This is a genomic window from Paenibacillus sp. FSL R7-0204 (genome assembly GCF_038002225.1).
In the GTDB taxonomy this organism is placed as follows: domain Bacteria; phylum Bacillota; class Bacilli; order Paenibacillales; family Paenibacillaceae; genus Paenibacillus_AQ.
This window is the reverse complement of record NZ_JBBOCA010000001.1, coordinates 3,844,813-3,868,778: the sequence shown is the minus strand read 5'-3', so window position 1 is coordinate 3,868,778 and position 23,966 is coordinate 3,844,813. Positions and strand designations below refer to the sequence as shown.

Annotated in this window: 8 protein-coding genes; all 8 read left to right on the top strand. The window is 51.1% G+C overall.

The window, feature by feature from the left end:
* Positions 1-40 precede the first annotated feature (40 nt).
* The 8 genes from MKX42_RS17105 (at position 41) to MKX42_RS17070 (ending at position 23,966) form a co-directional block, all read left to right on the top strand.
* Positions 41-793, top strand: coding sequence for an ABC transporter ATP-binding protein (locus MKX42_RS17105; protein ID WP_340753536.1), 753 nt, complete (start codon positions 41-43; stop codon positions 791-793).
* Entirely contained in the window at positions 777-2,381 is a 1,605-nt protein-coding gene (locus MKX42_RS17100) for a hypothetical protein (RefSeq protein WP_340753535.1), read from the top strand. The genes MKX42_RS17105 and MKX42_RS17100 overlap by 17 nt, the downstream gene beginning before the upstream one ends.
* 183 nt (positions 2,382-2,564) lie before the next feature.
* On the top strand, positions 2,565-4,028 hold the full coding sequence (locus tag MKX42_RS17095) for an alpha/beta hydrolase family protein (RefSeq protein WP_340753534.1): 1,464 nt from the start codon (positions 2,565-2,567) through the stop codon (positions 4,026-4,028).
* A gap of 597 nt (positions 4,029-4,625) precedes the next feature.
* Positions 4,626-7,286: a type I polyketide synthase gene (locus MKX42_RS17090; protein WP_340753533.1), complete on the top strand. Its 2,661-nt coding sequence runs from the start codon at positions 4,626-4,628 to the stop codon at positions 7,284-7,286.
* Position 7,287: 1 nt separating this feature from the next.
* Positions 7,288-11,760: an amino acid adenylation domain-containing protein gene (locus MKX42_RS17085; protein ID WP_340753532.1), complete on the top strand. Its 4,473-nt coding sequence runs from the start codon at positions 7,288-7,290 to the stop codon at positions 11,758-11,760.
* Positions 11,761-11,773: 13 nt separating this feature from the next.
* A complete protein-coding gene (locus MKX42_RS17080; protein WP_340753531.1) occupies positions 11,774-13,339 on the top strand; it encodes a serine hydrolase domain-containing protein in 1,566 nt (521 codons plus the stop codon).
* Positions 13,336-14,043 (top strand): thioesterase II family protein, encoded by a 708-nt coding sequence (locus MKX42_RS17075; protein ID WP_340753530.1) that lies wholly within the window; start codon positions 13,336-13,338, stop codon positions 14,041-14,043. The genes MKX42_RS17080 and MKX42_RS17075 overlap by 4 nt, the downstream gene beginning before the upstream one ends.
* Positions 14,044-14,054: 11 nt before the next feature.
* Positions 14,055-23,966: a non-ribosomal peptide synthetase/type I polyketide synthase gene (locus MKX42_RS17070; RefSeq protein ID WP_340753529.1), complete on the top strand. Its 9,912-nt coding sequence runs from the start codon at positions 14,055-14,057 to the stop codon at positions 23,964-23,966.

Here is a 23,966-nt window from a genome sequence, read left to right as displayed (position 1 = left end):
AAAGATTACAACGAATAACCTGATAAAGGAACATACAGGGATGGAGCTAGTAGTAGAGAACTTATTAAAAGATTTCGGCGATAAGCCTGTATTGACGGGTGCGGATTTTGTGTTTGAGCAGGGGACAATTTACGGTCTGCTTGGCCGCAACGGGGCGGGGAAGACGACTTTGTTCAATTGCTTAGGCGGGGAAATCCAGGCGGATCACGGAAGGATGAAGCTGGTACAAGGGACTTCAAGCCGTGACTTGCAGCCTGAGGATGTCGGTTATGTCTATTCACTGCCCATTTTGCCGGAATTTCTAACCGGATGTGAGTTTATCCGTTTCTATATGGATGTGAATCAAGCCGCGATTGCAGACCGGGGAGACGATGTAGACGCTCTATTCGACCTGATGTCTATTGAAGAGAGTGACCGCCACAAGCTGATTAAGCACTATTCGCACGGCATGAAGAACAAGCTTCAAATGCTGCTTGTTCTGCTAATGAGACCCCCTGTGATTCTGTTGGATGAGCCGCTGACCTCATTAGATGTTATCTTGGCCTTAGAGATGAAGAATCTGCTGCGGGAAATGAAGAATGAGCATGTGCTGATTTTCTCCACGCATATTTTGCAGCTGGCCGCCGATTTATGCGATGAGCTGGTGGTACTTCATAGAGGCAAGCTAACGCGCGTATCGGCAGAGGTGCTGAAACAGCCGGATTTTGAGCAACAGGTGATTGAGTTGTTGACTGAAGATGACGCCAGCGAACCCGGGATAGGGAAGGAGAATGCCTATGCCGGAGATGCTTAATACGTTTGTCCGTATGTGGCAGTTGCAGGTTACCATCTTTGTTAACAAGCTGATTTTTTATGCCCAGCGTCTGCCTCTGATCGGGAGGTTGATTACAGACCGGGCGTATGCGGCTGTACAGGCCAAGCGGAGGGCGGGGGTTGTCGCTGTTGTTCAGATCCTTTTGGGCGGTTTAGCCGAGAGCCTGCTCTACTTCGGAGCGCTGATTGCGCTGCCTATTGCTCTGTGGACAGACGGCTGGGCGGCAGATGAACGGCGTGCTTTGTTTACGCATATGTATTTTTGCATCAGCGTCTTACTGGCAGGGGTATCAAGTGCGAAGGTACTGGAATCGAATAAAATGAAATATACTGCGGTCCGGCTGATGCGGATTGCGCCTACAAGGTACATGCGGGCAGTACTGGTTAACCGGTATGTGACGTTTTTGCTCTATCAATGGATCGCCATGATGATGACTGCCGGCAGCTTAGGCCTCTCGGCACAGCAGGCACTCTTGCTGGTTGGGGCTGTGACAATGTGGAGGATCTTATGTGAACTGCTCCATTTGAGACTTTTCCGGTATTCCAAAATCATACTGGTGAAGAAGACAGGGCTCGTCTCACTGGTCATGCTGATCACACTTGCTGCGGCTTATCTGCCATTCACAGGGTTGATGGATTTTCCGCTGTTCGGTGCTGCAGTGCTCGGTCAACCGCTGCTCCTGGTATTGCTGCTGCTCAGCGGCATTACCGCCGGATATATCCTGCTGCACAGAACAAATTACACAGATGCGGTAAGAGCGGTGACCAGCTTCGATGATCCGCTGCTTAACATGGAACGGATGCTGCTGGATCTTCAACAAAAAAGTGTACAGACAGACCGCACAGACAATAGCGGCGTTCTTCCTGCTCAAGACAAGAGGGGGTACGCTTATTTGCACTCTGTGTTTGTTAAACGGCATAGGGGACTTGCAGCTGCACCTTTTCATAAAAGGTTAGTAATCATTAGCGTAATCGGCGTTCTCCTAGCGCTTTCCGCGCTGTTTTATACGGAGCCTCTGAATGTAACACAGCTTGAACGGTATGTATCCTTTATCATTCTGGCGATGTTTCAACTGACAATGGGCAATCAATGGTGCAGAGCACTGTTTCGCCATTGTGACATGCCGCTGATGCGGTATTCCTTCTACCGGAGAGATGTGCTGCAGCATTTCTGCTTGCGCCTCCGCTGGCTGCTGGGGCGGAATTTGCTAATCGGCGCGGCCCTGGCGGCTGTGCTGAGTGTGTTTACCCTGATCGTCGCTGAAGGGAAGTTACATTCAATCCTTCCTCCGGTATGGCTGTTAACGCTGGCGTTAGCTGTGGTGTTCACGGTACATCATTTACTGTTGTATTATCTCCTCCAGCCTTATGCCCCGGATATGACTACAGGTAACCCCTGGTTTACATTGCTGAACAGTCTGGGTTCGATTGGTTTCCTTGCAGCATTCTTGCTGAACCCGGCCCCCTGGATACTAGCTGGCACCGTCGCCTCGCTCACCGTCATTTATTTTATCAGTGCATTTCCGCTTGTCTCACGGTACTCATGCAGCAGATTCAGCCTGAAATAATTAATATACAATGGATGAACCCTCAGGAACGCGATTCTAGCGTCCTGAGGGTTTTTAGCTTTGGGTTCATTTCTTTTGTCCGTTCATATTCAGTTCATATTGACGTCACGGGGAGCACACGTTCATTGGTTAAGCTTACATTTTAGCAGAAGAATAAGTAGTAGTAGAAAGAGAGGGAGTAAGATGAGATTATTTGAGGTGTTTTTAGTTCTATCCTGTTTCGCGCTGCTCGCAGATCTATTGTTTATCAGAAGAGGTGCAAAGACAACGGGACTGGTTTTGGGGATAGGAAGCAGCATTATATTGGCAGTTCAATTATGGGTAGAGGGATACAGATGGCAGTTGCTTTTGGTATACATGATGACGGCGCTGCTCATACTCATCGTTATACTCAGGCATTTAGGTAAGATGGGGAATATAGGGAATATAAAAGCAGGGAAGCTGTTGAAATACAGTTCATCTTCCATCATTCTCATTCTGCTTATTATATCTACCGCCTTGTCTGTATACTTGCCAGTCTTTCATTTGCCGAAGCTTGAAGGTCCGGAGAAGGTGGGTACTCAAAGCTTTCATTTTACGGATCAGAACAGAGATGAAGTCTTAACTGCAGATCCAAGCGATAAGAGGGAACTAATGGTTCAAGTGTGGTACCCTACTGCAAATAGCAGTAATAAGAAGAGTGAAGCTCTTTTTCCAAAGGATAAAGAAATGTTCAAAAAGTATATCCAGACCTATTCTAATTCCTTAAACCTTCCAGACTTTGTATTCGATTACTGGAAGTACAGTAAAACCAACTCTTATGAAAATGTAGAAATATTGCCTTCTACAAGTCCTTATCCTGTGGTACTGCTATCTCACGGTATGGGAACCAGTCGGGTTCTACATGCGTCTCAGGCCGAGAATCTCGCCAGTCACGGATATATCGTGGTCACCATTGATCATACGTATAGCACCTTTGCTACCATTTTTCCGGATGGCCGTGTAACGGACTATACCACCAAGACGACTACCGTAGAAGATCGCAGAAGAATCGGTAAGATATGGACGAAAGATGTGGAGTTTGTAATCGACGAAATTGAAAAGCTGAATTCAGGTGCAATCGAAAGTCAATTTAAAGGAAAAATCGATCTAGATCATCTGGGCGTAATGGGGCATTCCTTCGGTGGGGCAACAGCGTTTAACACAACTTATGTTGATCCTAGAATCAAGGCCGGGGTCAATATGGACGGGTCACTGATCGAAGTGGACAATAGAGATGATCTAAACAAGCCGTTTATGTTCATAAGATCGGGAGTTTTTAAAGACTGGTTGACCGATTTCAAGAAGGATACCCATCCGGATAACGAAGTCACCAAACAACTTGAAGAAGAACTGCACATTATTAAAAATGTGATCAATCAGGGAGGGCCTGCGATCTATATAGAGGGTACCCAACACTTCAATTTCACGGACCTTCAATTTTATTCTGAGCTGATTAAACTGACTGGAATCACAGGAGATATAAATGGTAAAAGAGGATCAGACCTCGTAAATCAATATGTCCTCGATTTCTTTAATAAGGAATTGAAAGGAGAAGGGGGACAACTGCTTGAGGGTCCAAACGACAGCTATCCAGAGGTGAAATTTATAAAGCCGGAAGACCTTTAAGATGAAATAATATACGATATTGATAAAATTACAAACGATTCCGGGAGCAGCCCCCCCTTCTTATTACTATTCTGAGAATAGAAACAAGAAGGGGGGGCTGCGAGCTGTGCGCGATGTTCTTCCATTACCTGTCCTGTAAAATAAGCATAGCTCTCCAGACTTAGCTGCTCCAGGAGCTTAAAAGCAAGAATTTTGGACATATCAAACACCTGTCGTAGGAGATTTTGAATTTTTTTCGTTATTGTGAAGTTTGCGAAATCTGCAGTCCGTTCTCTAAACAGGGCAGCTATACGATTCTAGCATATTAATTTGAAATCACTCTATACCTAAATTGATACTAATAGCACTTTCCCGAATTTGCGCATTATTTAGCAACTGGCATATTACGACATAATCGGACGTCGAATGCTGCAGATACATAGACAAAATTATTATTTATAATAAATTGAAATTAATTATTTTTATTGTTATATAGTCCTAAAGTATGGTACTTATTTAAATATTTTCATAGTATAGTAGGTATTATCAAGCCCTCGTCAAAATCAGTTTTAATACTACAATGATATTGAATATAAGCAATATTACGGGAGTGATCTCATGTCATTGGAGCACGAATATGATGATAATAAGGCGGATATTGCCATTATTGGCCTCTCCATCCGTCTGCCTGGCATTGATACCGTTTCCCAATTCTGGAAGGCGATCCTGACTGGAGAAGAGGTCGTTGCTGACACATCCTTACAGGATACAGCAGAAGTTGCTTCTGCTGAGGGAAAGCAAAATTTTATTCGCACAAACACCAACATCCGGAACATTGAGAATTTCGATGCTGCATTCTTTAATTTCAATATCAGAGAGGCGTCCTTAATGGACCCGCAGCATCGTCTGCTGCTGGAGATGGCTTGGGAAGCACTGGAGGCAGCGGGATGTGATCCGGGAACCTATGATGGTCTTATCGGGATGTATGCTGGTGTGTACGCGAACTATTATCAGATGTTCAACCTTATGCCGCTTCTTAATGGCAACAGAGCAGCCTCCGAACTCCAAATGCAGATCGCAAATGAGAAAGACCATGCGGCGATGATGGCCGCTTACAAGCTAGGCCTTACCGGGCCAGTGCTGAATGTCCAGTCTGCCTGTTCCAGCTCGCTGGTTGCTGTACATTTGGCGTGTGAGAGTCTGCTCACATACTCCAGTGACATAATGGTATGCGGAGGGGCGACACTTGGCATTCCCCAAGCCAACGGCTATTACTATCAAGACAATGGGTTGATGTCTGCTGATGGGCATCTTCGGGCGTTCGATAAACACGCTACTGGAACCCTATACAGCGACGGGGCAGGTTGTGTCGTACTGAAACGATACAGCGATGCCCTTGAGGATGGCGACACCATTTATGCTGTAATTAAAGGTTCTGCCGTCAATAATGACGGAGCCCTCAAAGCCGGATATACAGCTCCCGCCGTCACAGGTCAGATTCAGGTTGTTGAACGAGCGCAAATGAACGCTGACGTAAGTGCCGGGGACATCAGTTACATAGAAGCTCATGGTACCGGCACTCCTCTAGGAGATGCGATTGAGCTTGAAGCGCTGCATGAGGTATTTGCCAGACATACTGAAAAAAACGCTTTTTGTGCTTTGGGTTCGGTTAAATCTAACGTCGGTCATACGGGGCCAGCCGCAGGCATCGTTGGGTTAATCAAGACAGTCATGGCTCTGCGAGAGAGGATACTGCCACCCGTTATTCACGCAGATACACCACATGACAGGTTAATGACCGGCCGGAGCCCGTTTTATCTAAATCCTTTTCCGCTGGAGTGGAGCAGCCCCAATCAACGGCGTCTGGCTGGGGTCAGCTCCTTCGGGCTTGGTGGTACCAATGCACATGTAATCCTGCAAGAAGCACCGGTGTTGCCAAAGGAAGCTTCCTTGCGCCGCAGCAAGTTGTTCGTACTCTCCGCCAAAAATGCAGAGGCGCTCAAGAGGAAACAGCAATCCTTACAGCAATTTCTAAGCTCGGCTTCAGAAGAGCAGTTAGCGGATGCAGCCTATACACTGCAAACCGGCCGGAAGCTGTTTGAGCACCGGGCAATTATGCTATACGGCAGTGGAGGTGAGACAGAGTGGATAGAACAGGAGACCGGGAAGAATCTTGCGGGCATGCCCTTGTTCCACTTCCCGGATCTATCCGGTTTCGAGACTCCTGAGCTTGGAGATTGGATGGCAGAGGAAACGGTATTCTACAACAACTTCGTGCTGGGTAACAACCTGGCAGAGGAATGGTTCGGCAAGGAAGTTGCAGCATTGCAGGCACAAGCCGCATACGCCTTAACCGTGCAGCTCTCCTTATTCAAACTCTGGGAGAGCTGGGGAATCCATCCCTCAGGCTGCCAAGGCACGGGCAGCGGCTTATTTGCCGCCGCTTATGCCTGTGGCCTCATGACTCATGCGGATGCTTTGTATCTGGGCAGCTCCTATACGGCCGCACTCGCCACTTCGGGGGAGGAGCAGGGTACTATTGTCCGAAGCTACCGGCAACGTGTCTCCAGTCTGAGAACGGGACCGATGAGAGTTCCGATTGCCGCACTACCGGGAAAGAGCCAGATGACTCATGCAGAGTGGAGCAGTAGTGATTTTTGGACTTCGTATCTCACAGATGCCCTGGAAGAAGGCCCTTCATTACAGACCAGCTGTAGGAATGAAAACGATCGGCTGGTGCTGGATATGAATCTCGCTGAATCTTCGGAAAGTCATGGACCCACGGAATGGAAGGGCCTTTACCTTCTTCTCGGCAAAGTCTGGATGGAAGGTTACCCCGTCAATTGGAAGGCTTATTATCAAGGGGAGCGCCGCCAACGCATTGAATTGCCTGCCTATCCGTTTGTAAGAACACGCTGCTGGGTAGAGCGTGATGATTCTGCACTGGATTCTACCGGACCGCTTCAGCCCATGGTGGACCCCATCAACTTACGTCCAGAACAGCTGGATGGATATATCGCACCAAGAACGGAGGTTGAACGGGAGCTGGTGGCAGCATGGGAGCTGTACCTGGGGGTGGCCCCGATCGGAATCAACGACAATTATTATGAATTGGGAGGCAACTCGCTGCTGGCAGCTTCCTTGCATGCATATCTATGCGAGCAGCTTTGCGTGACCCTTAGACTTGAAGTTTTTTTGGAGCAGCAGACGATAGCCCGCTTAGCCGAATCCATTGAATCCTGGAGATTGAATTCTAAATCTGCGAAAGGCGGACACTGACATGGATCTTGTGAATAAGGCCTTGCATCGTTTAAGCCATCCCCAAAAGAGAATTTGGTATACCGAATGCCTTCATCCCCAGACAGCCGTACATCATATTGGTGGCTGTGTCCGTATTCACGGAACGCTAGATTTCTCCCGTTTGGAAATTTCGATCCTTAATGTGATTCAGGCCCATGACGGCCTGCGCCTGCGTTTGCAGGCACAAGAAGGTGAACCGCAACAATATGTAGCAGATGCTCATTCGCTACAGCCGTTGCCTCACTACGACTTCAGCTCATATACCGATCCCCAGACGGTTTTTGAGAGGTGGGTGAATACCGAAGCGGCACAACGCTTTGAGCTTTTTGATGCTCCTTTATACCACATCGCTACCTTCAAGGTGGGGGAGCAGGATAATGGTTTTCTCCTGAAAGCCCATCATATCATCTGCGACGGCTGGTCAATGGACCTGCTGACCAGACAAATTCTCGGACATTATGAATCGCTCGGCAGGGAAGATATCTCTGACTGTGCCGTGTCCGAACCCTCCTATTTGACTTATCTCGATCTCGAAAATCAATACCTGGGCTCTCAGCGCTGTCAGAGCAACAAACAATTCTGGGAGAACAAATTTGATGCTCTTCCCGAACCGCTATTTGACAAAACTGCCACTGCTCCCGCCGGCAGACGCTATACCCGCCTGATCGACAAGCAGGCCACAGAGCAGATCACCCGTATTCTGCCAGAGCTTAATGTGTCATTGCCCCTATTTTTATCTGCCGCATTCGGGTTGGTGTTAGGCAGGTATTACCAGAGAGAGGATGTAATCCTGTCCATACCCGTATCCAACCGCTCTTCTCACACCAAGGGAATCGTTGGCATGTTCACTGGCAATCTGCCGCTGTCCCTGCATTTTAAGGAAGGCTTGTCCATCCGGGCATTTTTACAGCGGGTACGCCGTGAATATTCACGTAATCTCGCCAATCACAAGTATCCGTTCGATCTCCTTGCACAGCAGCTTCAGCTGCGGAAAAATGGGTATGGCAGCCTATACCAGGCCTCTGTGAATTATTATAATACCCACCTGTTAACCACCGTGAACAATATGAGGATTAGCAATGAGGAGTTCTACTCCGGCGAGCAGGCTTATCCCGTACAATTGATGATCAAGGACTGGTCTGAGGATGGCACGTTATTGTTCACTCTGGACTACCAGACTCAGATCCTTGGCAAGGATGAGGCTGAAACGCTGGTGGACTGTCTCCTGCATGTGTTGAATCAGATGGTGCATACTCCAGACCTCCCATTGAAGGAACTAACCCTGTCTACCGAAAGTCAACGGAAACAAACCTTGATTGATTATAACCAGCCTTCTATCCACAACTATCCATTGGAAAAGACGGTTATGGATCTATACACAGAGCAGGTTCGGCTCCATCCCAACCGGATTGCCCTGAGCTGTGCAGATGAGCAGCAGACCTTTGCAGAATTGGCGCAGCGGGTTAATTGCCTTGCGTCAGCCCTGACCGCAGAATTCCCGCATGTGTCAGGTGTAATAGGTGTAAGGATGCATCATTCTCCTGAACTGGTTATTGCAATACTGGCGATTCTTCAGTGTGGTGCGGCTTTTCTGCCGCTTGACCCCGGAGCTCCGCCAGCAAGAGCGGAGTATATGCTGCGGGACTCGGCAGCAATCTGCCTGTTGACCGATCTGTCAGATGAACCGGCTTCCGGCTGGCTTGTCCCAACGCGCAATCCCCGGCATCTGCTCCGGCACAGGCCGATGTCTCAGGAAGAACAGCAGAGGGCGAGACCTGAAGAAACAGCTTACATCTTATATACCTCAGGATCTACAGGAGCACCTAAAGGGGTAAAAGTTCTTCACTCTAACCTAGCCAATTATATCACTTGGGCAGCGGCAGAATACTTGACCTCGGAACATGAGGTGTTCGCCTTTTATTCCTCAATTGCCTTTGATCTGACGCTGACATCCTTATTCGTGCCCCTGGTCAGCGGCACCCAATTGAGGATATACCCCTCCAGCGGCGAGGACTATACCTTGAGCCGAATTCTGGGCGAGAACAGGGCTTCAATAATCAAGCTTACCCCTTCCCATCTAGCGCTTATGGGGCAAGAACGGAGGCCGAATGCTGCCTTGCGGACACTGATTGTGGGCGGGGAGAGTCTCAAGACCGGCCTTGCGGCGGCTGTACAACAAGCCTACGGTCCTACTCTGGCTATTTATAACGAATACGGGCCAACGGAAGCAACCGTAGGCTGTATGATTTACCGTTATGATCCCTTAACAGACAAGGGAGCAACCGTGCCTATCGGAGTACCTGCTGCAAATGCAAAGCTATATATATTAGATAGGGATTTGCGGCCTCTGCCTCCAGGCGCGAAGGGAGAGCTCTACATTTCCGGCCCCGGTGTTGCAGACGGCTACGTCCATCAACCCGGGTTGACAGCAGAACGCTTCTTGCCGGATGCAGTGAACAAGGGCAACCGGATGTATCGTACGGGGGATCTGGTCCGGTGGGGTGAAGGCGGTGTGATGGAATATATCGGCCGCTGCGACACCCAGCTTAAGGTTAGAGGCTATCGAATCGAGACGGAAGAGATCGAACATCACCTGCTGGAGATGAAGGGCATCCGTAATGCAGTTGTCATGACGAAGGGTGAAGGTCCGGGGATGGAACTGGTCGCCTGTATTGTCGGAGACTCGCTTACAGCGCTGGATATCCGCAGCCGTCTAGCCGGCATCCTGCCTGGATACATGGTCCCGGGACGTATCATTTTTAGAACAGAGATTCCGCTCACTGCTAATGGGAAGACCCATTGGAGACAGCTTGCACAAGAACTAGATGACGCCGCAGTACAGGTCCAGGAGTACCAGGGGGGGAACCAGGCTGAATGGCTTTTATCCGCACTGCGGACTGTTCTCGACTGTAAGGAAATCAGCCTGGAGGACCGTTTTTTTAATCTTGGAGGGGATTCCATCAAAGCGATTCAGATTTCAAGCCTGCTCAAAAATCAAGGACTTCAACTAAGCGCGGCTGACATTCTGGATCATCCTCTCATTAGCGAAATGCTTCTGTATCTCACTGAAGATAAAGAGGTTCAGTCACAGGAGCCGCCGGAGGGCATCGTCCCGTTGACACCGATCCTGTCGTGGTTTTTCTCCCGGGAGCTTGCGAATGAAGACTACTATCTGCAATCGATGCTGCTGGAGATCCGGGAAGATATTACCCTGCATACCCTTGAAGACAGTTTAAGGCAGTTGCTTCAGCACCATGACTCCTTGCGCTTGCATTATGACTCTGTAAAGCAACAGCTCTCCTATAACAACGAGCTTTCTGTGATTGAGTTCCAGCCTAATGTACTTGATTTGAGCGAATTTGCTCCTAAACAACGGGAGCAAGAGTTCTTGACGTATACCTCCGCACTGAAGGCAGGCATACGCCTTACTAAGCAGGATCAGTTCCCCTTTCGCGCCTGCTTGATTGTCGAGCCGGGACGTACTAATCGTCTGCTGCTCGCGGCTCACCATGTTTGTATAGACGGTGTATCATGGCGGATTATTATGGAGGATTTGGGACGGTTGCTTCGGGGAGAACGCCAATGTCTGCCCAAAACATCGTCGTTCAAGCACTGGGCACTGGCACTGAGCGAACGCGCTGAACCGCTGGTTCAGCGGGAGCGGGAATATTGGAACGGAAATTACAACCTTCCAGATGATCATTGGCTTTGTTTTGGGCAAACGGTTGACGGACGCAGAATGCTTCGTACGCTGACGTTCAGCCCTGCTGAAACGGGGCTATTGCTTGAACATTGCCAACAGATTAACGGTCTGCAGCCCCATGAGCTCCTTCAGACTGCACTTGCCCTGGCATTTCATGATACCTGGAACTGGCAAACACAGGTCATTTGGCTGGAAGGACATGGCAGGGAGCCCTTGTTCCCTGAAATGGATCTCTCGCGTACCACCGGCTGGTTCACCAGTCTATATCCGGTCAGAATTACCGTTCAGGCCGGTAGAACTGTAATCGAGAGGAGGGATAACATCCTCCAGCAGCTCAGGGCGGTGCCCCGCAAAGGTCTGGGATATGGCATTTTAGCTTATGAATTGGGACTGATTACACCGGCTATTCCCAGAATTCTATTCAATTATCTTGGGGAATTTCAGGAGGAATACGGGAATGGCCTGTTGCATGTTCTGAATGAACACACAGGACCGGATATCGCCGAAGACAATGCAATGCCATTCCTACTGGAGATCAACGCTTATATTCTGAAGCGCATACTGTATCTGGAGTTACGTTCTCCCTCCAGTATGCCGGACAAGGTCATGGAGCAGTGGCTGGATCGGTATAAAGCCCTCTTTGCAGAACTCCTCAATCAACCGCCGGTTCAGAGGGAGCCAAGCTGGACACCTGCTGATTTTGATGCGGTGGATATGACGCAGGAGGAACTGGATTCGTTATTCAAGTAACAGGGGGGATAACATGAACCGCTTGCTAATCAAAATGCTCTGTGCCTGTATGCTGCTTGGCATAGCTGCGCTGCCGCCAGCTTCGGCAAATACTGCCGGCAGCGGGATTTCAGCTGAGTCCGTTGACCAATATGTACGTAAGCTGATGGATCAGATGGATCTTCCCGGTGTCTCTGTAGCGGTGCTTCGCGGTGACAAGACTTATGTTAAGGGGTATGGCAAAGCTGACGCCAGCCGGAATATACCGGTAACCCCTGACACCTTGTTCGAACTTGGCTCTAACAGTAAAGCATTCACCAGTGTCGGTCTGCTCCTGCTTGTCGAACGAGGGCTTGTAGACCTGGAAGCGCCAGTAACCCGCTATCTGCCATGGTTAACTCTGCAAGCAAGAGGGGAGTCTGCCGAACCAACGGTAGGGCATTTCCTTAACCAGACCAGCGGGCTGGGCAGTGATTCCGTTGCGCGGATAGATCCGTCCACCGAAGACAGCGCACTTCAGGATACGGTGCGCGGACTAAGCGAGAATCCGCTCTGGTCTAAACCGGGGACCCAATTTCTGTACTCCACCGGTAATTATGATGTGCTTGGTGCAATTATTGAAGCTGTGAGCGGGATGTCCTATGAATCTTATATGTCCGCTGAGATCTTTCAGCCTTTGGGATTAGAGCTGACAACCGCAGGCAGAGCGATATTGCAAGGTGGCAAAGAAATCTCCCAAGGCTACAAGCCAGGATTTATCGGCAACAGAGAGTATCAAGCCCCCGTCTACCGAGGGAATACACCCGCAGGCTACATCTTATCAAGCGCTACGGATATGGCCCGCTGGTTGAATCTGCAGATGAACCCTGCAGCAGCACCTTTAGAGCTTAGAGGAGCCATTGCCCGTGCACAGATTCCCGATGAAACGGTCAAGGCAACACTAACTCCTCCGTATACGACATCTTTTCGCTATGGGGGTGGCTGGCTGGTGTTTAACAAAGGAGATCATACCCTCTTTTCACACGGGGGGAATAATCCTAATTTCTCTTCGTACGTCTTGTTTGATCCAGTCCAACAAATCGGAGTTGCTGTTCTGGGTAACCGGAATACGACGGCGACTTACGCGATTTGTGAGGGACTGTATGCTTTGCAGCAAGATCTGAAACCTGCCGCCGCACCAATGGATACTATGGACACAGCGAATCTTGCAGGCCGGATCGTGATCCTTATTTCTACGGCTCTATGTCTCTGGCTGCTCTACGCATGGGTCAAGGATCTGCGCTTAATCCGCAATGGCAGACGGCTGCGCAAGGGACCTTCTTTCGCCCTATATGTCAAGTCATCCGGTTTGGTGATCCTGGCCGCTCTTATTCTGGGCATGACCTGGTATATACCCAAAATGCTTTTTTGGGGTTATCCTTGGAGATTTATTGTCGTATGGGCACCGTTTACGATAGCTCCAGCTATGATTATGACCGCAATCACAGGAACGATGTTCTCCTTCTTAAGACTGTTAAAAATGTGGTTCCCGCTATACCCAGCCGTTTTAACGTACAACCGAGCACAGCCGCAAGTGATTCAAGAGGAGGCTTCCTTATGACTATCAAGCTTTTTACAATTCCTTATTCCGGCAGCTCCGCAGCCATCTACCTGAAATGGAGGACCCTGTTGCCGGCAAATATCGAAGTGGTCCCCCTTGAATTTCCAGGCAGAGGCAAGCGGTTCGGGTCCAAGCTATGCGACAGTATGGAGTCATTGATTGACGATCTTGTACAGCATCTGGGCAGCCAGCTTCAGGGGAGTCCATATGCGCTGTACGGACACAGCCTGGGAGGGCTTGCGGCTTATGAACTGAGTGTGCGGCTCATGGAAAGCGGACAGGCGCTTCCGGTACATGTGTTCTTATCCGGCTGTAATCCACCGCATCTGCGTTATGGAGAGGAGCAACTGCATAAGCTGCCGGATGAGCTATTCCTTCAAGAAATTCTCAAGCTGGGCGGTACTGCTCAGGAACTGGTTAATCATTCTGAGCTAATGAGAGTTTTCCTGCCGATCATCAAAGCAGACTATAGAATCTACGAGTTGTATGCCGGCAACGGCCGGCACGTGAGGCTTCCGGTCGATTGTACGGTCATGGTCGGCACCGATGATCCCTTGATGCCTGCAGAGAACGGGATAGAGTGGGAGCAGTATATCAGCGGGAGCATGGAGATTCAAAATCTGCCCGGCGGGCACTTTTTCATTCATGACTGTCAGAATGATGTGATCGCCGCCATTCAGGATGCACTTGCCGTTCATAAGTGAGGAGGCCCAACATGAAGGTTGAGAAAAACAACGTCCAGGATATTTGGCCGCTGCGTCCGCTGCAGCAAGGGATGCTCTTTCATTATTTGCAGGAGGAATCCAAAAGTGAATACATGGAGCACCTTGTCCTGAGTCTACAGGGGCAAGTAGATAACCAGCTGTTCAATGAAGCCTGGCTCGCTGTCTACCGTGCGAATGACGCATTGCGGTCCGTGTTCAAATGGGAGGGGCTCCGGTCACCTGTGCAGATTGTGCTTCGGAACCGTGAACCGATGCCGGAAATCTATGATTTCACGGGCGGAATGATACCTGATGAAATCAGAGCATTCCTTTCCACTGAGGACCATAAGGCTCTGAAGCAGACGAGGAGCAGGAAAGAATGGATGCAGCTAACTGCAGAAATCATAGGTAAACGGAACCGGGCCATGCGCTTTGATTTGACCCGGGAAACCCTACGAATCGTATTATGTAAGTTCGACGGGGAGTGCGGATTGTTCCTGACGTTCCATCATATTCTGCTGGATGGCTGGAGTCTGGGCATTGTGCTGGAAGAATGGCTTCATGCCTACCGGGCACTAGCTGAAGATCAGGAAGTGTCCCCTTCGGCAAAGCCGGGAATGAAGGCTTATCTGGCGGCTGTCAAAGGCTCACGCCAACCGGAACGTGAAGCGGTATATTGGGCTGATTGCCTGCGGAATTATGAAATCAAACAAACGGTACAACCGTTCTACAAACCCCGGCGCCCGGGATTCAAACGGGTATCCCTGAGCATACCGGAAACGGCAGCGGCGGGAATGCGGTTATTCTGCCAAAACAATGGCATGCCGGTAGCCACCTTGATGAATGGTGCGTGGGGCCTTTTGCTTCAGCGGTTCAAACATGTCGACGATATTGTTTTTGGCTCGACGTTATCCGGCAGGGGCGTTAGTCTTACCGGCATCGAGCGTATAGTCGGGCTGTTGATCAATACGGTGCCGTTGCGTCTTTCCAGCCGCAAGAGAGAAAGTGTTCTGGAGTATTTCGCGGGTGTTCAATCCGCAATTACAGCCAGGCGTCCCTATGAAATGGCCGGTCTGTCCGAGATCAGGGGATACGCCGGTATTCATGGTACCGAAGAGTTATTTGATACCTTGCTGGTCATGGAGAACTATCCGCTGGATAAGGTGCTCCTGGAGCAGCCAATGGCAGGTTCCGCAGCGGAAGGCCTAACCGGACAAGCTCCCTTGTCGATCAGCTCCTTTGAAATGGTGGAGCACACTCATTATCCGCTTACCCTGCTCATTCGGGAGAGCAGTGGTTTCGAAATGGACTTCATTTATGATCAGGAAAGCTATGACTATTTTGTGGTAAATCAGATGTCACAGTGCTTTGTTCAACTGCTGCACAATCTGGTCACGCAGCCGGAGGCGCAGATATCTGACATTAGAATCGCTGAACCTGATGCTCTAAAAATGAACGGGCTGCTGTCCGCCGCCGGACCCCTGAAGCAGTTCCGTGAACAATCGATTCCGCAGTGGTTCACCACGATGGCACGGAGCCATCCCCAGAACATTGCCATCATTCATGAGCAAGTCAAGTGGACCTATGCTGAGCTTGATCGGAGGTCAGACCAGGTAGCCGCTGCACTGATTCGTCTTGGAGCCGGGCCGGAGCAATACATTGGAATCGAGTCTCGGCGGAGCCCGGAGACGATCATGGGACTGCTTGCAATTCTGAAATCCGGCGCGGCTTATGTGCCTCTGCACCCGGATTATCCCGAAGATCGGCTTAGATTCATGATCGAAGATTCAGGGATGCGGCTTATGCTGTCTGACAGGGACAGCCGGCTTTCTTTTATGACATCGATGAATGTAGGCACCCTGCGTTACCAAGATATCATTGATACAGAAGATACGGATCTGCTGGACAGCTTCCCTTCTTCGCATGATGGCGGACACCGTGTAGCCTGTATTGTGTATACTTCCGGATCTACCGGAAGGCCCAAAGGTGTGATGATCGAGCATAGAGGGATCGTGCGGCTGGTGAAGCATACAGAGTTTGTTAATTTCAGCACCAGTGATGTGATTTTGCCGACATGTCCGTTTGAATTCGATGTCTCCAACTTCGAGATCTGGGGGGCACTGCTGAACGGAGCGTCACTGTACCTGATGGATCAGGACAAGCTGCTGATGCCTCAGGTATTAAAAGAAACACTGCTCCAGCAGAAAATAAGCCTGATGTGGATGACTACACCGCTGTTCAATCAATTAGCCAGTGTGGAGCCTTCGCTGTTCCGTTCCCTGCGTTATCTGATTATTGGCGGGGATACGTTGTCGCCAACACAGATTAACAAGGTGAGACAGGCCTGCCCGGCTTTGACACTTGTCAATGGCTATGGTCCTTCCGAGAATTCGGTGCTGTCCACTACATTTGCGATTGAACGGGAATATGAGACCAGAATTCCAATCGGCAGACCTGTCTCGAACTCTACTGCATATATTCTGGACCTTAATCAACAGTTTTTGCCTGTGGGAGCGATTGGTGAACTATGCGTCGGGCTGGAAGGCGTAGCAAGAGGATATCTGAACAACCCTGAGCTAACCAAAGCCAAGTTCATTCCCGATCCGTTATATCCAGAGTACAGGATGTACAGGACAGGGGATTTAGCCCGCTGGCTGCCCGATGGTAATATTGATTTTCTCGGGAGAGCTGACAATCAGGTGAAGGTTCGGGGATACCGGCTTGAGCTGCAGGAAATCGAACATGAATTAAGCCAGTTGCCCGGAATCGAAGACTGTACGATTATTGTGATTCAGTCCGTGGACCGGGAGAAGGAGCTAGCTGCCTATTTCGTAGCGGGGAACACACTGCAACCAGGTCAGCTAAGAAAAGCTATGCTGGAACGGCTGCCCTCCTATGCAGTGCCTACGCGTTACATGCAGCTTGCTGCACTGCCGCTGACAATCAACGGAAAAATTGACAAGAAGGCGCTGCGCAACCTGCCGTTCCCCTCCCCAGTCACCGGAGGTACACCTGTTAAATCACTGGCCTCAATGGAAATCACGGTGCTGGAAGCTTGGAAGGAAGCATTAGGGGTGGAACAGATTGAACTGGATGCCCCCTTTTTTGATATCGGCGGCAATTCGCTCTTGACGATCCGTATCAGCGATACCCTGCGTGCTTCCACCGGTATTGAACTGTCGGTAACCGATTTATTCCGATATCCTACGGTTAGAGAGCTCGCCGCGTACATGGCAGCGAAGCAATCAGAAGAGAGTCCGAAGAACGAAACCGATCATACGGCGGCTATTTCCCAAGTAGAGCAAGAGAAGATGGAAGATTCCTCTTTAATAACCAGTGATATTGCTGTCATTGGACTTGCCGGAAGGTTCCCAGGCGCTGCCGATCCGATGAGTTTTTGGAGCAATCTTCGGGAGGGGAAGGAGAGCATCTCATTCTTTTCTGATGAAGAATTAAGCGCTGCCGGAGTTGCCGAGACGCTGCTGCGTGATCCCAGGTATGTGAAAGCGAAGGGGATGCTTGAGGATATTGAATACTTCGATGCGGAGTTATTCCATTATAGTCCGCAAGAGGCTGAACTGATGGACCCGCAGCTTCGCATTTTGCATGAGCTCGCTTGGGCGGGCCTGGAGGATGCCGGATACGATCCCATGCGGTACCGGAATGCCATAGGCTTATTCGTAGGCGCAACGGTCCATTTGAACTGGGTGAACCGGCTGTTCGATTCCCTGGAGGATGATACAGAGCGCTGGCGGGCGGCCAATCTAAATGTACATTCCCTGAGCATGCCCGTCTCTTATAAGCTCAATCTGAAAGGGCCGTCGTTAACCGTTGAAACTGCATGTTCTTCGTCACTGGTTGCGGTACATCTAGCCTGTAATTCCCTGCTAAGAGGAGAATCGGATCTGGCGCTTGCAGGTGGGGTGTCGATCTCAGTACCCAAGAAATCGGGCTACACCTACCAGGATGGCATGATTAAATCACCCGATGGGCACTGCAGAGCCTTCGATACAGATGCCAAAGGCACAGTGAGCGGCGATGGTGCGGGTCTTGTGGTGTTAAAAAAGCTGGATCAGGCCGTTCAGGATGGCGATCACATCTACGCTGTTATTAAAGGATCTGCGATTAACAACGATGGAACGCGCAAGGCTGGATTCACAGCACCTAGCGTTCAGGGACAACTAGATGTTGTGACGGCTGCCCTGGAAGCCGCAGCTGTCTCAGCGGAAACCATTAGTTACATTGAGACACATGGTACAGGAACTCCACTGGGTGATCCCATTGAGATCGAAGCCTTGTCCGGGTTGTTCCCCGCCTCCAATGGAACCGAAACAGCCATCGGGTCTGTCAAAACCAATATCGGACATCTCGATGCTGCTGCGGGCATTGCCGGATTCATCAAAACCGTGCTGGCACTGCATCACAAGCAGTTGCCTCCCAGCTTGCATTATAAGCAGGCCAATCCAGCTATCGGCTTCGACAAAAGTTCACTGTATGTCAATGCCACACTTCAGGATTGGCTGCCGCCGGAAGGTTCGCCTCGCCGTGCCGGCGTAAGCTCATTTGGAATCGGCGGAACCAATGCGCATGTCGTCCTGGAAGAGGCCCCGCTTTCCATCGCGGCAGATCCTGGGAACAGACAGAACCGGAGTGAGGGCTCACCCGAATTGTTCTTATTATCCGCTGCGACAGAAGAAGCCTTGCTGCAAAAAACAGAAGACTTGCTCCATTATCTCAGTTCAGCAGAAGGTCAAGCGCAACAGATTGCGGATATCGCCTTTACGCTGAATACAGGCCGGCAAGAATTGAACTTCCGGATGGCATGGATTGCCGCAGATGCTGCTGAGCTTGCTGCCGGCTTGCGAGCTTTCCTGAATGGAACACGCAACATTGCCCGTATCCGGGAGGCCGTGAATGTGGTATTCGCATTCCCGGGCCAAGGAGCCCAATACACAGGAATGGCACGTCACCTGTATAATACGCAGCCGCTATTCCAGCGTGAAATGGATCGCTGTCTGGAGCTGGCCTCACCCATCCTGACGGCCGATTTGCGGTCCATCTGGCAGCAGGAGCCTGACCCGGAAGGGTCATCACTGCTGGCAACGGCTTTACACGCTATCGATCAGACCGAAGTTGCCCAGCCGCTGCTGTTCATGGTGGAGTATGCGCTGGCCCGGCTTTTGCAGCATTGGGGCATCTCGCAGACGGCTATGCTCGGGCATAGCTTGGGTGAATACACAGCTGCCTGCCTCGCAGGCGTGTTGACACTGGAGGAGACCATCCGGCTGGTGATCCGCCGTTCCTCGTTAATGCAGCAGATGGAGCTCGGCGAGATGATTAGCATTGGCCTTGGGTACGAGCATGTGCTCCCACTGCTGGGCGAACGACAAGCTCTGTCCGTGGCTGCGACCAACAGCCCGGAACTCACAGTGGTCTCGGGACCGCCCGCATCGATACGTGCCCTGTCAGCCGAGCTGCGGCAAAGCGGTCATGAGCCCTTCCGTCTGCAGGTATCGCATGCCTTTCATTCCGCGATGATGGAGCCGATGCTCGGACCCTACAGCAAAGCGCTCCAAGAAATTAAATGGGCGGCTCCGGCAATTCCGTATATCTCCAATGTTACGGGTGAGTTTATCACAGCCGAACAAGCGGTGGACCCTGAATATTATGTGAATCATGTCCGGCAAACCGTCAGGTTCTCGGAAGGCGTGGCAACGCTGGCGAAACAGCTTGAACCCGTATTTCTGGAAGTCGGCCCCGGGCGGACGCTGGGTCAACTGATCCGCCGTAATCCGGGTACCGGCAGCAATAGTAAGATTCTTAGCATATTACCCAAAGCCTCCGAGGCACAGACATCAGGTATCCATCTGCTTCAGGCCTTGAGCGACCTATGGATGAGCGGAGTGTCCATCCAATGGGAGAGGGTATTTGAGAACCGCAAAGGACGGCGGGTTTCCCTGCCGGTATACCCGTTCGGGAAGCAATATTACTGGAAATATCAGCAGGGTAAGGCAGAGGATATCCAGCCGGACAGCTCGAATGCCCGCAACCGTCCCGTTTATGAATGGGCTTATGCCCCAGACTGGAGTGAGCAAGAGGGCAGTATGGAAGGAAAGCGTCCTGGCTGCAAGGGACAGACGGTGCTGTTGTTCACTGAGCGGAGCCTTCTCGCTGACCAGTATGCAGTGTTGCTGGAGGAACAAGGGGCTCAGTGGATCAAGGTCTACCCCGAAGGGACCTTTCAGAGGGAATCTGCTGCGGAGTACACCCTTGATCCCGGCAACCCGGACCATTATGCTCAATTATTTGAAGTGCTTGCCGAAGCCGGCACACAGCTGCCTGAACAGATCATTCACTTGTGGAGTCTCGGGTTGGAACAAGCTGAGACTTTAGCTCGTGCCCAAGTAGCGTCTGGACGAAGTGGGGAGAATCTTGCCTGCACTGAGGTGCTTAACCGCTGCCTGTACAGTGTACTGGAGCTGGTGCGTGCTGCAGCTGTAGCCGTGCAAGGGAAGCCGCTGGAGCTAATACTGGTCACAGATCAAATGGAACGGGTCCATCCGAACGACATCGTAGATCCGTTGAAAGCTGCCCTGCTTGGGATAGCCAGCGTTATCCCGCTGGAGTATCCGCATATCCGGGTGCATACACTGGATCTCGATCAGGAGTCCATCGCCGCGAATCCAGGAATTCTGCTGACCCTGCCTTTCGAGGGTTCGGATAGTAAGGTTAGCCCGTTGCCCATCCGGCAAGCACTGCGGTCCTCACACCGGTATGAACATGCTTTCATTCAGGTACCCCTTCCCCGGATAAGCCTTCGGTCCGGCGCTTTGCGCAAGGGAGCGGTGTACCTGATCACTGGCGGCATTGGCGGAATCGGCCTTGCGCTCGCCGAGTATCTGGCTGGTCAATATCAGGCCAAGCTTGTGCTGGTTAGCCGCAAGCCGCATCCGGTGCAGGATCGGCTGGAACAGCTATGTGTGAGCGGAGCGCAGGTGCATGTCGAATATGCCGATGTCGCTGACCGGTCTTCGATGGAACATGCCATTAGCACAGCGGTGGAGCGCTTCGGCCCGTTGGACGGGGTATTCCATGCAGCAGGAGTGCCGGATGGAAGCATGATCCACATCGCAACAAGAGAACAGACCGAAGAGGTGCTGCGGCCCAAAATCGCAGGGACGACAGTCTTATATGATGCGCTTGCAGCAATGCACCAGCCACCGGCATTTCTCCTGCTCTTCTCCTCGATTAGCGGAACATTCGGTGCTTTCGGGCAGAGCGGGTACGCAGCGGCCAATGCCTTCATGGACGGATTCGCCCGTGCACATGCCGGGGATTCGTCTGGAATGCGGGTAGTCAGCGTGGATTGGGATGCTTGGAAGGAGACGGGGATGGCAGTTGAAGCTGTGAACCGGTATAACGGCTCCGGCACAGATAAGGCGGAGCACCCGGCTAGCAAAAAAGGGCAAGCGGAGCTCCCGCTGCGCATCTTCCACCCGCTGCTAACCTCCAAAAGGGTGTCGGCAAGCGAGACGCAGACGGTCTATATATCCAGATTGTCGGCAGAGCATCAATGGGTACTGGACGGCCACCGGATGCTCGGTTCCTCCATTTTACCGGGAACAGGTTATGTAGAGATTCTGAGGGCATCGTTTGAAGAGTTAACCGGAGATATCGGTCTGAACATTGTTGAACTGTTTTTTGTACAACCGCTTGTGGTCGAAGAGAAGTGTGAGCTAAGAACCGTTTGGTCCAATAACAGTAGCGGCTGGGAATTCTCCATGTCCTCCATAGGAGCAGCAGGGGAATGGATACAACATGCCAAAGGCTGTGCGGAACGCCTGGATGAGCAGAATGATCGGACCCTCAGCGGCGCAGAGCTCAATAAGCTCCAGAATGGTCTACTGGCCGCAGCGGTTCCTGTAGAAGCAGAACGATCCAGCGAGGGCACGGGGGTACGCATGCAATATGGCCCGCACTGGAACAACATACGCCGGTTCGTCCGCAACGAGAACGAAGCGTTTGCCGAATTGTCACTGCCAGAGGATCTGGCAAGAGACTCGGCTGATTACGGAGTTCATCCAGCTCTGATGGACCGGGCAACGAGCCTGCTGGGCGGACAATCGGAGGACAGCCATGCGTATCTGCCTTTTGCCTATAAGAACCTCCAGATTCTCCGGCCGTTCTCTGCTAATCTCTACACCATTGTGCAAGAAGGGGAACAAAGGGAGGAAGCCCGGACGTATACCTGCCGCATTACCGATCTGGAAGGCAGTGTACTCATGGAGATTGAAGAATATGTCATGCGCAAAGTCCGCAACCAGTCACTGTCAGACCAATTGCCGCTGGAACGCAATGGAACGTTGCCTGCGGTCGGTAATTACCGGCTGGGATTAACTGTGCCGGGTGAACTGAACAGCCTCCATATCCTGTCTGAATATCGGCTGCCTCCAGAACCGGATGAGGTAGAGATTAGAGTGGCAGCTAACGGCCTGAACTTTAAGGAAGTGTTGTATGCACTCGGTGTGCTCAAGCTGCCGGAACCCTATGGTTTCAGCTTCGGCCTGGAATGTGCGGGAACGATAACCAGGGTGGGGGCAGGCGTAACTGATTGGCTGCCCGGAGATGAAGTGATGGCGATAGCCGGAGCAAGCTTGGGAAAATACGCACGGGTGCCGGCAAGCTCGGTGGCACGCAAGCCTTCCCGGATATCGTTTACTGAAGCGGCAACCCTGCCGATTGCCTTTATGACCGCTTACTACGCGCTAATCATCCGTGGACAGCTCTCCTTGGGCGAGAAAGTGCTAATTCATACGGCAACTGGCGGCGTGGGTCTGGCAGCCGTGCAAATCGCCAAGTGGGTTGGAGCGGAGATTTATGCAACGGCCGGTACCGAAGAGAAACGGGACTACCTGCGTTCACTAGGTATCTCGCATGTGTACTCCTCGCGGGATCTTGCTTTTGCCGACCAGATCCGTGAGTCTGCCGGAACGGTAGACGTCATTCTGAATGCCCTTACGGGTGAGGCTGTCGAGCAAGGGCTCTCCTTATTGGCCCCGCACGGCAGATTTCTGGAAATGGGCGTAAAGGACATTATGGAGAACAGCACGCTGGGAATGCGAGTTTTTGAGAAAGGAATTTCTGTGTCAGCCATCAGCATGGACAGCGGCCTTCCCGGATATACGAGGCTCTTGCGCGAGCTTGCCCGGCATGTGGAGGAAGGCACGTTCACACCGCTGCCTGTGATCCCTTACCGGTTCGCAGATACGGAAGAGGCTTTCCGCTATATGGCATCGGCCAAGCATATCGGCAAAATCGTCATTACCCAGGAAGATGCCTCAGCTCCAAAGCCGGAAATGGTGCAGCTTCAGGGTGGAATGACCAATGCTGAAGGAATGGAAGTGCTTGAGCATATTTTATCCAAAGTCATGAGTGCAGAGTGGTCTCCTGTTCAGTGGCTGTTGTCAACGACCGATCTGAACACCCGGTATTCCTTACTTGAAGCCAACAAGCCGGATGGGATAAGACCTGCTACTAAGCATCTCTCTGCGGGTCGCAAGCGCAAACGGATGGCTAACAGCACTGAATATGCACCTCCGCTTACACAGACACAGAAGAAGCTGGCAGAACTGTTCATGGACTATCTGGAGCTGGAGGCGATTGGTCTGCATGACAATTTTTTCGAAGCGGGAGCAAGCTCCCTTGATCTGATTCAGATTAATGCCCAACTCAATGCTTTATCTGTCAAAGATACGTCGATTATCAAAATGTACTCCTACCCGACGATTCATCTGCTGGATGCCTATTTATTCGCGGACAAGGAAGACGCGACAGACAAGAGCGAGGTTCTCAAAGATTCCGAAGACCGCAAAAGAAAAGCAAGCCGCTTGAAAACACTGGAGTCCATCAAAGGAAGAAGGTGA